Genomic DNA, 14,313 nt, shown 5'->3' with positions numbered 1-14,313 from the left:
GGGCGATTTGCAAAAAATCGCCAAATTTCTCCCGCTTGTTAAGAAGGGAACTTAGAGATACTTAGGCAAATCGGCCAAGCTATCCAAAACTTTATCCGCCTTGGCTTCCGCCTCAGGCGTCACGGCCTTGCCGGTGCGAACCAAGATCTTGGTTTTAACCCCCGCATTTTCGGCAGCCAACAGGTCTTCGAGTTTATCGCCCACCATAAGGGACTGGGCAGGATCGATATTGAGATCCCTCATGGCCTCTTTAAACATACCTGCCTTGGGTTTACGGCAGTCACAGTCTTGGCCATATTGGCCTTGGCCGTCTGGGTGATGAGGGCAGTAGTAGATGCCGTCCAAGACCACACCGTAGTCTTCGTCTAGCGACCAATCGAACCATTCGGTTAGCTGCAAAAATTGGTCTTCCGAAAAATAACCCCGAGCAATGCCCGATTGGTTGGTCACCAAAACCAGCAAATAGCCCTTATCCTGCAAGAGCTTGAGGGCCTTGCCCACGCCTTCAATGATTTGGAAATCATCAATTTTATGCACATAGCCGTGGTCAATGTTAATGGTGCCGTCACGGTCGAGGAAGATTGCCTTATTGGCCATGGCCTAACCCCCGCACAAAATCTACAACCATTTGATGGTGGTCGCTGGTCTTAAATTTATCAAAAACCGCCTCAATCACGCCCTTTTCATCAATTAAAAAGGAAATACGATGAATGCCATCATAGGTCCTGCCCATAAATTTCTTCTCGCCCCAAACCCCAAAGGCCTCTGCAACCGCATGATCAGGGTCGGAAAGCAGGCTAAAGTTGAGGGCTTTTTTCTCCTTAAATTGGGCCAGTTTTTTGGGGAGATCTGGGCTAATGCCCAACACCACCACATTAAGCTCATCTAACTCGCTCTTGCTATCCCGCAAGCCACAGGCCTGGGTGGTGCAACCTGGGGTCAGGGCTTTGGGGTAAAAATAAACCAGCACCTTCTTGCCTGCAAATTGGGCAAGGCTGACTGGCTGACTGTTTTCATCTAAGAGGGTAAATTCTGGAGCCTTTTGCCCCGCTGTTAATCTGTTCATAATCAAATCCTGTAAAAAAACCGCCTATATATTACTATACAAGCGGTTGAAATTTGAGGATTTTTTGCAATATTCTTTGACTAGGCCTTGAATATACAGAATGTAAAGATTTTGTTTTCTTCTTGACAATAATCGTATTCTTTTTAAACAATAAGATTGGCAATCCTATTTAAACCTTAAAATAAGTCTTTAATCAAAAGGAGAACGCTTATGAAAGTGATGAAATACAGCCTCTTGGCCATGGCCTTGGGGCTAACGGCCTGCGGCGAAAAAGATCAGGCCTACTATGCCAAAAATCTTGATGAAGCCAAGGTTAAATTAAAAGAATGTGAAAAGGCCTTTTGGGAAGGCAAACTTAAAAAGGAAGATAAGGCCTTTACTGAATGTTTAGCAGCAGAAGGGGCGGTTAAGGAGCAGCGCCGTATTGAGCGTGAAAAAGTAGAAGCTGAACGTAAGGCCAAAGAGCAGGCGGAACTGGAAGCAGCCAAGGCTAAAATGGTTGAACAGTATGGCTCACAATCTTGGCAAGATTTTACCAAAACGGTACTCAATTCTTCTTGTTTGAATACGATCGGTTTTGAGCGCAGCTCAGATTGCCGTGCTATGGAAACACTATATAATGAAAAAATCAATCCTGCCATTGAAGAACTAAAATCCCAAGGTTTGGCCAACCTATTAAATACACGGGAAAACTATTGCAAGCAAGATCAACGCAAATTTTCTACTTGTGATGTGTGGAAAAGAGCTGCGGGCGAACAGGCTCAAGTAGAGCTGGCGCAAGTGCCTTATGAAACCTTACTTAGCCAAGAAAAAACCTATTGTCTCAAAGGCGATTATATGAAGATTGATGAACCTTGCAAAACATGGGGAAACACCGTTAAAGCTAAAAATGATGAAATCGTAGAAGCCTTTACCAAGGATTATGAAAAGCTCAAAGTAACCTACAATCAATGTATTGACCAGATTAAAAAGGCAAATTGGGATAAGCAATATGAAATTTCTAGCACTTATCCTTGCCGTCACGCTCAAGACGCCCGTATTAAATTACGACTTCCTTATGATAATTTTGATACAAAAATGGACTAACAGCAGGAGAAGACAGATGGTAGCGTGGGCTTCAGCCCACGTTATTGATAAAATTTACCTAACATCGTGGACTGAAGCCCACGCTACAAAAAGCCTATCTCAAAAAACCTTCCAACAACTCATTTAAAAACAACTTGCCGTGCTGTGTGATTTGCCAGCTGCAAGCGGTCTCTTGGATGTAGTTTTTTGCAAGGGCCCAATCCATAATTTCCGCAACATTGTCACGTTTTAAACCTGTATATTGTTCAAACTCGGCTTTTGGCGTTGGCTCTAAGAGGCGAAAGCGGTTCATAAAGTATTCAAAAGGGCGGTCTTCTAAAGCGATTGGATCTTGGCTGTAGAGATATTCGCCCCGCATATAGCCCTTGGGGTGTTTGGTTTTGCTGAAGCGGTAGATTTCACCCGTTGGATAGCTGATTTTGCCGTGGGCCCCGCAACCGATGGCCAGGTAATCACCAAACCGCCAATAATTTAAGTTATGCTGGCACTGAAAACCAGGCTTGGCATAGGCCGAGGTTTCGTATTGCTCATAGCCTGCTTGAGTGAGAAGCGCATGGCCTTGCTCGAAGATGTCCCAAAGTTCATCGTCATCGGGCAGGGTAGGGGGGCGGGAATAAAAGAGAGTATTGGGTTCAATGGTTAATTGATACCAAGACAAATGCGGTGGATTGAGGGCAATGCCTTGCTCCAAATCGCTCAAGGCCTGTTTCACCGACTGGTTAGGCAGGCCGTGCATGAGGTCGATATTAAAGCTCTTAAGGCCAAAATTTGCAGCATTTTGGGCAAAATGCACCGCTTGCTTGGCCTCAAGATTATCGTGAATTCGGCCCAGCTTGAGCAGTTTTTCAGGTTCAAAGCTCTGAATGCCCATAGAAATTCGGTTTACGCCTGCCTGGGCGTAGCCAATAAAGCGTTCTGCCTCGGCTGTGCCTGGGTTGGCTTCCAGAGTAATCTCGATATGGGGTTCAAAATCAATCAGTTGGCGGATTTGAGCCAGCAAATAGCCAATGCCTTCAGCCGAAAAGAGGCTGGGCGTGCCACCGCCGATAAAAATGGAGTGGATCTTACGCTGGCTTATCGCAACCCTGTAACGCTCTAAATCAGCTCTGAAGTCTGCCAACAGATGTTGGATATAGTCCGCTTCAGGAATCAGTCCCTTTTGGGCGTGGGAGTTAAAATCACAATAAGGGCATTTTTGTACACACCAGGGAATGTGAATATAAAGGCTCAGGGGCGGCAGGCTTAGGTTCATTAAGGTCTTGATATAGTGGCTAAAAAGGGTCTTATGGTAGCATTTTGCAGGTAAATTGGCTATAGTTGGCTTACAAGCGCCGTGATCCACAGGATACCTATAAGATGATGAAATTAAAAACCTATCTTTCTAATCATATAACCCATATTGCCCTCTTTTCTGGCCTACTTTTCTGGGGTGTAGTTATTGTCCCCCGTCTTCTTGCCCTATTATTTTCGAACACGCTTGATTATAAGAAGGCCTCTGAAGAAATTCGGCTAGATAATTATGAATATGTAGAGCGTTCTTGGAGAAGCCATATGTATCATGATCGGGCAGATATTTATTTGTTGAGAAAAGATAAGACTTATTACGCTGTCTATTATTTCCATAAGGGCAAAAGAGATCATGATTTTAAGCCCCTGGCCAGCTATAGTAAAGGCCTTAAGAAGGGGCCTATCTTTTTGCTTGTTCATCCTAAAGAAAGGAGAGAGGGCAAGGGCACACGAGATAATCCTATTCGGGTTTTCAATTATGGTTTTGCACCTAAGGAATACGTTTGGGACGGGGTCAGTTACGATAATAATGTAAAAAAGGATTTCGCCTCTTATACCATCATGCAATCGGGTAAATTTGATGATTGGGTTTATAATAGCTTATTTGCTTTTTTGAGCATTCTGTTCTTTGTTTTTGTCTTTTTAATGTCTAAAAAGGCGAAAAGATTTAAAAAGTTTAGGTTTGGGAAAAAGGAGCAGGAAAATGATAACAAAGTTTAAGGAGGAGGCCTTAAGGAAAGCCTTACGGGCTTTAAACCTTAATCAACAAAAACGCTTTGGTGTTTTTTGTCTTGATAGAATTGTGACTTTATACCAGGATATTGATTGCCATATAGATATTAGTGAAATGGATAGAGGCCTTCAAAAAGGAGATGCCTTTCTCACCTTTGATTTCATTTATCAGAACGCAAAACAAACAAATGATGCTTTAACCCTTATCCCTTTAAGGGAAAAATGTGATGGCTTAATCATTGATACAGATGAAATATATAGCAGCACAACAGAGAATATCACTTATAAAATAGTCGGGGAGTGCTTATATACCTTTTTGAGTTTTTTAATTGAGCATAAAGTTGAGCATATCCTGGATTGTTCAAGGTTGATGATTGATCTTTTGAACGCTCAGCTTTCGGATTATCTTTTCTCAATCCTCGAAAATGAAGAGGCCTGCGATCAGGCTTTGGATAAATGCTTTCAAGCTGAATATGCCATACAAGGAGAGGCCATAACCTATATTTCAAAACAAGATTTAGAGGGACTTAATCACTTGACCGATAAAACTATGCTTTTTAAACAACCTGATTTAACCCTTAACCTCTTAAAAAGACAGTTATACTGAAAAGGGAGCATTCAAGCTCCCTTATTTTATCTTATTTAACATAATCTACATTATGCGAAAGATCTAGAATCATAAATCGGCAGCGGTAAGGATTGTTTTCATCTATCTCTGACCAGCTTTCTTGTTTAAGCTGCCACTGGCTTTCATCAAACTCGAAAAAGGTGTCGCCCTCAATCTGGGCTTGGATTTCGGTTAAGTATAATTTATCTGCAAGGTTTAAGGCTTGTTTAAAGAGTTCGCCGCCGCCAATGATCATGGCCTCGCTATGGCCTAAGTCTTTTGCTAAGGCCAAGGCTTGGTCTAGGTTGCTGGCTGATAAGGCCCCTTCCACCTCAAAACCTGTGCGGGATAAGATAATATTGGGCCGTTTGGGCAAGAGCCGGCCGATGGATTGGTAGGTTTTTCTGCCCATAATCACGGGTTTGCCCAGTGTATTTTGGCGGAACCAGGCTAAATCGACAGGTAAATGCCAGGGCATTTGATTGTCCTTGCCGATAACATGATTGAGGGTGCGGGCAACAATAAGGCTGATTTTCATAATAAGACCCCTAAAAAATAAACAAGCGGGTTATTTTTTGCAAAAATTTGCAAATTTAAGCCCGCTTGTTCTTGAATTAAGATTTGTGAAACAATTTCATCACTGGCAAAATCACTGCACAGCAAATAGCGCCGATAATCACGCCCACCACCAAGGTGGCCAGCATACCTAGTAGCCCATCCACCAAGTTATATTCAGCCAAGATGTGGTGCAAGGTTTCCCAGTTGTGGGTGAAAATCCCGCCGCCGACCAAGAACATGGCAATGGTGCCGACAATGCTTAACAGCCGCATAAAACGTGGCATAAGCCATAAGATCCCCTTGCCTAGGCCTGCGGTGGCTGGTTTCTGCATAAGGTAAAGGCCCAAGTCATCGGCTTTAACAATCAAGGCCACCAGGCCATAAACCACCACGGTAATGCCCACACCAATTAGGCTAAGGGAAAGAATTTGCGTGGTCATACTGGCCGCAGACACCACGCCCAGGGCAATAATGATGATTTCGGCGGACAGGATAAAATCGGTCCGAATCGCACCCTTGATCTTGGCCGCTTCATCAAAAACCACTGGCTGCTCTACCGCTTCTTCCTTATGGAAGAACTTGTGCAGCAACTTCTCTACCCCCTCAAAACAAAGGTAGGCGCCGCCAATCATAAGCAATGGCACAATCAAGGCAGGCAGAAAAGCGGCGAGTAAGAGGGCAATCGGAATCAGGATAACCTTGTTGATCAACGACCCCTTGGCCACAGCCCAAACGATGGGTAACTCCCGCTCGGCAGTCGCACCGGTGACTTGGTTGGCGTTAAGGGCCAGATCATCACCTACCACACCTGCGGTTTTCTTGGCAGCGACTTTTGTCATCACAGCCACATCATCTAGCACAGCGGCGATGTCGTCTAAGAGGGTAAAAAGAGAGGCAAAGGCCATTTTTCTTCCTTATATTTGTAAAAAAACGCCTATTCTACACCGCTTGCTGGGCTTTTTCTAGCAACCATTGGCAAGGCTCGAAGCGGCTGCCATGGAGTTTGGCGTGTTTTTGCAACTGTTCCACAATGGTTGGCGCACCCACTTTTTCAATGTAGGCATAAATTCCGCCCCGAAATTCAGGGAAGGCCAGGCCCAGCACCGAGGCCACATTGCCCTCGTCAGTGGAGCGAATCACGCCATCTTGCAAGCACCAACAGGCCTCGTTGATCATACGCAGGATACAGCGGCGGGCGATTTGCTCGGCCTCCATATCGTTACGCATGATGGTTTCCATCACATGGTAGATACTCTTATCTTCCTGGGTGCGGTTGCCGTAGGAATCGTATAAATAGAAGCCCCGCTTGTTTTTCCGCCCCTTGCGTTCATTTTTGATCAGGCTGTCCACACTTTCAGGCAGGGCGAAACGTTGGCCTAGCTCGGCCACCAGGGCTGGGTTGGATTTCACCATCACATCCAGGCCCATTTCATCAATAATGGCCAGCGGGCCGAGCTTAAAGCCGAACTCTTGCAGGGAGCGGTCGATAAACTCAATGCCCTCCCCTTCCACCAGGCACTGAATGGCCTCCAACAAATAAGGGGTCAAGATACGGTTGATGAAAAAGCCCTGCTTGTCAGCCACCAAAAGCGGGATCTTGCCCTGCTGAATGGCAAAGTGAATGGCCGTGGCAATGGTGTGCTGGCTGGTTTTTTCATGGGGAATGATCTCCACCAGCTTGCGTTTGGTCACGGGGCTAAAATAGTGGAAGCCGATGATATTTTCAGGCCGCTGGGCGACAGAAGCAATTTCCTTAATGCTGAAGGTGGAGGTATTGCTGGCGAAAATGGCGTGTTCGTCATAATAGGCCTCGCTCTCCCGCACCATTTGCTGCTTGAGTTCCAGCTTTTCATACACCGCTTCAATCACAAAGTCGGTGGCCTGGGCAGCGACTAAGCGGTCGCCACCGGTAATCAGGTTCATACGTTGCACCATTTCGCCGTGATTGAGGGTTTTCTTGGCCACGGCGGCCTGCATGAGGTTGTAGCAGGTGCGTAGGGCCTTTTGGATTTCAGAGGGGTGAATGTCCTTAATCCGCACCGGCACGCGGGCATTATTGGCGGTTAAATAGGCAATACCGGCCCCCATAAAGCCGCTGCCCAGTACGCTAACTTGTAAGACATCCCGCACATTACCCATCTCAACATATTGGGCCTTCATCTGGCGTTCGGTCTGTTTGAGCCGAATCAGGACTTGCGACTGCTCTGTTCTGAGCAAATCCACAAAGGCTTCTTGCTCCAAGGCCAGGCCTGGTTTGAAATGGGGTTCTTTGAGCAGCTCAATGATTTTTTCCACGGCTGGATAATTGCCGAAGGCCTTAAGCCAGACCAGGTTCTCGGTTCGGTCTAAAAATTTCTGGCGGAAGAATTTATTGCCTTCCAACTGCTTACGCCAGCGTTTAAAGAGGGAGGGATTGTCCTGGCGGTGGTTGATTTTGCTGATGGCATTGTCCATCAACATTTGGTAGGCTCTTGCAAAAAGTACGCTTTTTGGCACCGCTTTATCCACCAGGCCCAGCCTTAAGGCCTTCTCCACCCCAATTTTTTGGCCAGAGAGCAAGAGTGGCGTGGCATTTTGCAGGCCAATTAAACGGGGCAGGCGTTGAGTGCCGCCCGCAAAGGGCAGAATGCCCGAACGCACCTGCGGCATGGCGAATTTGGTGTCGGCAGATTCACTGGCCAGGCGGTAATCACAGGCCAAGGCCAGCTCCAAGCCCAGGCCGAAACAGTGGCCATGAATGGCGGCCACTACTGGCACTTTGAGCACGTTGATTTCCCGCATAACGGCCTGCATATCGTGGGATAGGGTCTTGAGCTGCTCATCGCTTTTTTCAGCCAAACCTGCCAACTTAAAGCCCTTGATAAAAACATCTTCTTTGGCTGAAATAAAAATCACGCCCCGAGCCTGCTGGTATAAAACCGTGCCGATCACGCCCCGCAAGTCGTCCACAAAGCTCTCGGGCAGCCAGTTTTCGGCATTGTCGGCATCAATTTTCACAATGGCAATGCGGTTATCGTCAAGGGTTACCTTAAATGGGGAATCTTGTTCAATCATCTTCTTCTCCTCTGCCCTACTCACTTTCTAAGACCATGGCTGCACCCAGGCCACCCAAACCGCTGGAGGCCACCAAAGAGAGGCCGCCGCCCTTGCGTTTCAGGGCATTGAGGGATTGAATTACAATCCTCAGGCTGGTAACGGCTCGTGGGTTGCCAAAGGCAATGGATCCGCCCAGGGCATTGAGCTTGTCTAAATCAATCTTGCCCAAGCAAGCGGTGCGGTTGAGCTGATTTCTTGCAAATTGGTCGGATTCTAAGAGGCGGATATTGGCTAACATTTGGCTGGCCGAGGTTTCGTGAATATCAATATAGTCCATATCAGCAAGATCAAGGCTGGCTCGCTCCAGGGCCTGGGCGCTGGCCAGGGTAGCGCCAACAAACATATCGTCCCAAATATCGTTGCCCATAATGGCATAGCTTTTAATGTAGCCCAAAGGTTTGTAACCCAGGGCCTTGGCCTTGCCCTCGTTCATCAGTAATACGGCAGCTGCCCCATCGGCAGGCTGCGGCATATTGGCGTCAGTGACGGTGGCATAGTGCTTATGCACAATAGGGGAAAAGCGTTGGTAGTAGGCTGGGCGGGTGGCGGCGTGAATGAGGTCGTCTGTGACCACAAAATCACTGTAGGGACGGGGGAAGGAGGTCATTACATCTTCTTTCAAAATGCCCAACTTCCAAGCATCTTGCGCCTTTTGGTGGGAATGGCGGGCGTATTCATCCTGCTCTGCCCTGCTGATTTGATGCTTTTGAGCCATTTGTTCTGAAATTTCGGCCACTGACATCTGGGTCATATAGTCTTTGAGATTGACCCCGTGCGGCACCAAGTCCCGCCAAGAAAAGAGGCGGAAAAGGCGGTATTTATCTTCTAAGGTCTTGGCATTGAGAATGGCCTTGAGTTTATGCACGCCCACTGAACTGAGGGTAAAGGGCGCATTGGAAATGGAGTCTGCCCCGCCGGCAATGCCTGCTGTAACCGACCCGCTAATAATAGAGCCAGCCACGTTGGCAATGGACTGGAGGCCCGATAAACAAGAGCTGCTCAAGGTATAGGACTGAAGACGAGGCATATTGAGCGACAGGGCAATTTCCCGGGCCAGATTAGGCACATCAGGTTGCTGAATCACTTGGCCAAAGACTAACTGCTCAATCTGCTGGCGGTCGATGGCCAGGCGGCTTAAAAGCTCGTTGGTCACCATGGTGCCTAAGTCTGCCGCATAAGATGATTTAAAGCCCTTATCTCGGCGGGTGAAGGGGGTTCTAACCCCTGCAACCACCGCCACTCGCTCGCCTTGGGCGGTTAGGAGGTTCTGTTTAGGCATCTTGTTTCTCTTTGTGAAAAATAAGGCTGATTTTAGCACGCCCAAGCAGAAAAGAAATAAAGGGTTTAGAAAATTACCTATTTAGGGTATATTTTCAGCCACAAATAAACAGACAAAGGAGTGAAAAATGAAAACCGCATTAGTAACCGGCGCCACCGCAGGCTTTGGCCGAGCCATTTGCCAAACCTTGATTGAGGCAGGCTATCGGGTGATCGGCACGGGCAGACGGGCTGAACGCCTAAACGATCTAAAATTGCAATTTGGCGAGAACTTTCTCCCGCTTGCTTTTGATATTAGCGATTTAGCCGCCACCGAACAGGCCCTACAAGGCCGTCCGCAAGACTGGCAAACGGTTCATCTTTTGGTCAATAACGCCGGTTTGGCCCTGGGCCTAGAGGGTGCTCATCAGGCCAAGATTGAGGACTGGGTGCAGATGATCGACACCAACATCAAGGGCCTGGTCAATATCACCCGCCTCATCCTGCCTGACATGGTAGCCCGCAACCAAGGCCATGTGATTAACCTCGGTTCGATTGCCGGCAACTACCCCTACCCAGGCGGCAATGTTTATGGTGGCACCAAGGCCTTTGTCAAGCAGTTTAGCCTCAACCTACGGGCAGATTTGGCCGGTACCAAGGTGCGGGTCAGCAATGTGGAGCCTGGCCTGTGCGGCGGCACGGAGTTTTCCAACGTCCGCTTTAAGGGCGATGATGAAAAAGCCGCCAAGGTTTATGAAAAGGTCCAGTACGTTAGCCCACAAGACATCGCCAACATCGTGCTTTGGCTCAACCAGCAGCCAGAACATGTGAATATCAACCGTATTGAAGTGATGCCAACAGCGCAGAGTTTTTCTGCCTTAAACGTCAGCCGCCAGGCCTAGCCCATCAAGGTTTTATTCGGCTCAAAGGCAATTTCTCGTGCCAATTTCGGCACGAGATAGCCTGATGTAATGGCTTGCAATTCCTTATAAATCGCAAAAGCTTCTTCATCGCTCACATAAAAATGGCTTGCCCCTTCCACCTTATCCAAGAGATGTAAATAATAAGGCAAAACGCCCGCCTCAAAGAGCTTGTCACTCAAGTCTTTGAGGGTTTGGGCCTTATCATTGACGCCCTTGAGCAGCACCGACTGGTTCAAGACCGTAACACCCGCCTGCTTAAGCTGGGCGATTTTTTCTGCCAAAACCTCATCAATTTCATTGGCATGGTTAATATGGGTTACTAGCACGGTTTTAAGGCGTGAATGGCTCAAACGCTGACAAAGCTCGCCCGTAATTCGACTAGGAATCACCACTGGCAAACGGCTATGAATGCGTAAGGTTTTGAGGTGGGAAATGGCCTCCAACTGGCTCAAGAGCCAGTCTAATTCCTCATCCTTGGCCATGAGCGGATCGCCGCCCGATAAAATCACTTCCTCCAGCTCTGTATGGGCCGCAATATAGGCCAAGCCCTCCTGCCACACCCGCTTGCCGCTTTTAACCTCTTCATAAGGAAAATGCCGGCGGAAGCAATAACGGCAGTTAATGGCGCAGGAATTTTTGAGCATAAAGAGCAGGCGGTTGTGGTACTTATGCAGAATATTGGGTGCTGGGCTGTGCTGCTCTTCCAGCGGGTCTTTAACAAAGCCTTCTACCCTCTCAAACTCCTGGCCTGCCGACATGGCCTGTAAAAAGAGCGGATCAAGCGGTTCCTTTTTCCGCATTTTTTGCACAAAGGGCCGAGGCACTCGAAGGGCAAAGAGTTTGCGAGCCTCAATGTCTTGGGCGAAATCGGCAGGGTTAAGCTCAAGTGCCTTAAGCAGTTCAAGGGGATCGTTAATGGCCTGGGCCAGGTCTTGCAGCCATTGGGGCTTGGAAGATGTTAGGATATTCACAGGATTTGTAAAAAATTGGGAATTTTTGACCGCTTGATAGTGTGTTTACATGCCTAAAAGATGGCGCCAGCCTCTAGGCTGGTGCCCAAATCCTAAGCACCAGCCTGGAGGCTGGCGCTATCATAAGGCCTAGAAATTACTGGGCTGTTTGGCAAGCCAAGGCCTGGCCGCTGGCATCCACAATGGCAGAAGGCTGGTTATTAGCTCCATTGATCAGGAACATGGCACCATTTAAGCAGAAGAGGTTTTGATCGCCCGCTTTACCAATCAAGGCTGGGTTAGAGGAATCAAAAGACTTAAAGGTTGGCACAAGTCCTGCCACCTGCTGGCCTAATTGCTCCAAGGGCTGGCCTGCGGCTGGTTGAGCCTGGGCAGCACTTGGGGAAAGCATATCACCTAAGAGATAACCAGCCGCCGCACCCATGGCGACATTGGCCATGGCATTACCACGAGGGGCTGCCGCTTGGGCCGCAGGTGCAGCTTGCGGGGCGGCACTGCTGAAATTGGCATCACGCTGGGTATTGGCCCCGCCCTGGCTTTGCATCACAGAAGGCTTAGCAGGTGCGGTTGCCGCAGGACGGCTCATACTCATGGAACGCCCTGCTCCACCACGTTTTGCTTCCACAATGGTTGAAACAGACAAGGCCAAAACGGCTGCTAAGGTAATCACTTTTTTCATTCAAATTTCCTCTAGGTCTAGGGTGAAATCATTTCAAATAGAAGCCTGCATTATACACAAAATGTCGAATTTGTAAGGCCCCAGCCTGTATAATTTGTCAATTTTGCGAGATTTTTAACCGCTTGTCACAAAAAAATTCCGCATATTGCTATGCGGAATTTCTTACTTAGTTAGTTTTAGTAACGGCCTCGCTTGTCACCAAAGCGTTTTTCCTTAAAACCGCCCTTGTTGTCACGGCGATCCTTAAAGCCACCTTCACGTCGGCCGCCCCGCTCATTGCGGTCACCACGGCGGCCACGGCCCTCAAATGGCTTGTCGTTGCCGGCACCGACTGGGCCTAACAAGGACATCTGCATTTGTTTATTGAGCACTCGGGCCTTGGTGGCAAAATGTTGCACCAGGTGTTTCGGCATGCCCTGTGGCAGTTCGATGGTGGAATAGCTGTCGTGCAGTTTGATATGGCCGATATAGCGGCTGTTGATATCACCCTCGTTGGCAATGGCACCGACAATGTGACGGACTTCTACCCCATCTTCCCGGCCGATTTCAATCCGATAGAGATCCATGGCCACACCGTTATTATCCCGGTATTCACGGTTGGAACGGCGGTCATCACGCTCACGACGATCACGGCCACGCTCGCCCTTCATAGCCCGAATTGGAGCATCTGGCGGCAGGATTAACTTCTGCTTCTCTTGTAGCATCATCATCATGGCAGCGGCCAGTTCATCATGGTCTTGGTCGGCTGTGAAGAGATCTTCTAAAAGCTCACGGTAGAGCGGGAGATCGTGATGTTCTAATTGCTGGGAAATTCGGGCCTTGAAACGTTCCCGGCGTTTTTCCATCAGGATTTCATGGTTAGGTACGGCGATCTCATCAACACGGGTTTTCATCAAATGCTCAATGTTTTTGAGCAGACGGCGTTCACGTGGTTCAACAAAGAGAAGTGCACGACCAGAACGACCTGCCCGGCCGGTACGGCCGATACGATGCACATAGCTTTCAGAATCCAGCGGAATATCATAGTTTACGACTAAACTAATGCGTTCCACATCCAAACCACGGGCAGCCACATCGGTGGCAACCAAAATATCCAAACGGCCGGATTTGAGGCGGTCTAGGGTTTGCTCACGGGCGGCCTGGGTCATATCGCCGTTAAGGGCGGCGGCCTTGTAGCCATTGCGTTCTAATAGCTCGGTGATGTCGATGGTGCCAGTCTTGGTGCGGGCAAAGATAATGGCCGCATCAAATTCTTCCACTTCCAAGAAGCGTAAAAGCGCATCGTTTTTGCGGAAGCCATTGACCAGCCAGTAGCTTTGGGCAATGTCTGGGCGGGATTGTTGGGTGGCCTGGATTTTGACCTCTTGCGGATCGGTCATAAAACGGCGGGTAATCCGGCGGATGGGCTCAGGCATGGTGGCGGAGAAAAGGGCCGTTTGGTGATCTTCAGGCAGCTCAGCCATCACGGTTTCCACATCTTCAATAAAGCCCATGCGTAGCATTTCATCAGCCTCATCCAGCACGATAGAACGGAGGTTAGACAGGTCTAGCGTGCCACGGCGGATGTGATCCAAAATCCGGCCTGGTGTGCCCACCACCACTTGCGACCCCTGTTTAAGGGCCCGGAGCTGGATGTCGTAACGTTGGCCACCGTAAACGGTTACGATCCGCAGGCCACGGATATTTTTGGTAAAGGTTTCAAAGGCATCGGCTACTTGAATAGCAAGCTCACGGGTTGGAGCCATCACTAGCATTTGTGGGTGGTGTTGGTCTGGGTCGATCTGAGCCAAAAGCGGCAAGCCGAAGGCAGCGGTTTTACCACTACCGGTTTGGGCCATGCCCAGCACATCACGGCCATTGAGCAAGTGCGGGATACAAGCGGCCTGAATTGGCGATGGGTTTACAAAGCCCATTTGTGTAACAGCATCAAGAAGGGTTTGTGGGAGACCGAGATCGGCAAAGGTTTGTGTATTGGTTGTCATAAAAATCCAAATAGGAAAAGGGATATACAATCCCTAAAATAAAACTAAATTGTTGAGTGATTGGATAAG

At 48.4% G+C, this 14,313-nt stretch carries 14 protein-coding genes; 4 read left to right on the top strand and 10 right to left on the bottom strand.

Annotated elements, in window-relative coordinates:
• Positions 1–51: 51 nt before the first annotated feature.
• Both A4G20_06630 and A4G20_06625 read right to left on the bottom strand, forming a co-directional pair.
• A complete protein-coding gene (locus A4G20_06630; GenBank protein QIW16030.1) occupies positions 52–597 on the bottom strand; it encodes a D-glycero-beta-D-manno-heptose-1,7-bisphosphate 7-phosphatase in 546 nt (181 codons plus the stop codon).
• A complete protein-coding gene (locus tag A4G20_06625) occupies positions 587–1,066 on the bottom strand; it encodes a thioredoxin-dependent thiol peroxidase (GenBank protein ID QIW16029.1) in 480 nt (159 codons plus the stop codon). Before A4G20_06625 ends, A4G20_06630 begins: the two co-directional genes overlap by 11 nt.
• A 210-nt stretch (positions 1,067–1,276) precedes the next feature.
• Between A4G20_06625 and A4G20_06620 the strand changes: the two genes are divergently transcribed.
• The gene (locus A4G20_06620) at positions 1,277–2,152 is read left to right on the top strand and encodes a hypothetical protein (GenBank protein ID QIW16028.1); all 876 of its coding nucleotides are present in this window, start codon (positions 1,277–1,279) and stop codon (positions 2,150–2,152) included.
• 94 nt (positions 2,153–2,246) lie between these two features.
• Here the strand turns inward: A4G20_06620 and A4G20_06615 are convergent, their stop codons facing one another.
• A complete protein-coding gene (locus tag A4G20_06615; protein ID QIW16870.1) occupies positions 2,247–3,404 on the bottom strand; it encodes a YggW family oxidoreductase in 1,158 nt (385 codons plus the stop codon).
• Positions 3,405–3,508: 104 nt separating this feature from the next.
• On the opposite strand from A4G20_06615, the gene A4G20_06610 reads away from it, so the two are divergent.
• Positions 3,509–4,159, top strand: a complete 651-nt coding sequence (locus tag A4G20_06610; GenBank protein QIW16027.1) for a hypothetical protein — start codon at positions 3,509–3,511, stop codon at positions 4,157–4,159.
• Positions 4,143–4,778 carry a hypothetical protein gene (locus tag A4G20_06605; protein QIW16026.1) on the top strand — a complete coding sequence of 212 codons (636 nt, stop codon included), beginning with the start codon at positions 4,143–4,145 and terminating at the stop codon, positions 4,776–4,778. Before A4G20_06610 ends, A4G20_06605 begins: the two co-directional genes overlap by 17 nt.
• Positions 4,779–4,809: 31 nt before the next feature.
• On the opposite strand, the gene A4G20_06600 is transcribed toward A4G20_06605, so the two are convergent.
• The 4 genes from A4G20_06600 to A4G20_06585 all read right to left on the bottom strand — a co-directional run bounded on the left by A4G20_06600 (position 4,810) and on the right by A4G20_06585 (position 9,711).
• On the bottom strand, positions 4,810–5,316 hold the full coding sequence (locus tag A4G20_06600; GenBank protein ID QIW16025.1) for a dihydrofolate reductase: 507 nt from the start codon (positions 5,314–5,316) through the stop codon (positions 4,810–4,812).
• 76 nt (positions 5,317–5,392) lie between these two features.
• Complete coding sequence (locus tag A4G20_06595; protein QIW16024.1) at positions 5,393–6,241, bottom strand: hypothetical protein; 849 nt, start codon at positions 6,239–6,241, stop codon at positions 5,393–5,395.
• A gap of 34 nt (positions 6,242–6,275) precedes the next feature.
• On the bottom strand, positions 6,276–8,390 hold the full coding sequence (locus A4G20_06590) for a fatty-acid oxidation protein subunit alpha (protein QIW16023.1): 2,115 nt from the start codon (positions 8,388–8,390) through the stop codon (positions 6,276–6,278).
• A gap of 16 nt (positions 8,391–8,406) precedes the next feature.
• Positions 8,407–9,711, bottom strand: coding sequence for an acetyl-CoA acetyltransferase (locus A4G20_06585; GenBank protein QIW16022.1), 1,305 nt, complete (start codon positions 9,709–9,711; stop codon positions 8,407–8,409).
• Positions 9,712–9,838: 127 nt separating this feature from the next.
• Between A4G20_06585 and A4G20_06580 the strand changes: the two genes are divergently transcribed.
• The gene (locus A4G20_06580; protein QIW16021.1) at positions 9,839–10,591 is read left to right on the top strand and encodes an NADP-dependent 3-hydroxy acid dehydrogenase; all 753 of its coding nucleotides are present in this window, start codon (positions 9,839–9,841) and stop codon (positions 10,589–10,591) included.
• Here the strand turns inward: A4G20_06580 and A4G20_06575 are convergent.
• The 3 genes from A4G20_06575 to A4G20_06565 all read right to left on the bottom strand — a co-directional run bounded on the left by A4G20_06575 (position 10,588) and on the right by A4G20_06565 (position 14,244).
• Positions 10,588–11,583, bottom strand: coding sequence for an EF-P beta-lysylation protein EpmB (locus A4G20_06575; GenBank protein QIW16020.1), 996 nt, complete (start codon positions 11,581–11,583; stop codon positions 10,588–10,590). The genes A4G20_06580 and A4G20_06575 overlap by 4 nt on opposite strands.
• 136 nt (positions 11,584–11,719) lie before the next feature.
• Positions 11,720–12,262: a hypothetical protein gene (locus tag A4G20_06570; protein ID QIW16019.1), complete on the bottom strand. Its 543-nt coding sequence runs from the start codon at positions 12,260–12,262 to the stop codon at positions 11,720–11,722.
• A 176-nt stretch (positions 12,263–12,438) separates the two neighbouring features.
• Entirely contained in the window at positions 12,439–14,244 is a 1,806-nt protein-coding gene (locus A4G20_06565; GenBank protein ID QIW16018.1) for an ATP-dependent RNA helicase, read from the bottom strand.
• Positions 14,245–14,313: the final 69 nt, after the last annotated feature.

It is taken from the genome of Pasteurellaceae bacterium RH1A (assembly GCA_012221805.1).
Lineage (GTDB): Bacteria > Pseudomonadota > Gammaproteobacteria > Enterobacterales > Pasteurellaceae > RH1A.
Note: the sequence above shows the minus strand (reverse complement) of the source record. Positions and strands in the feature narration are given on the sequence as shown.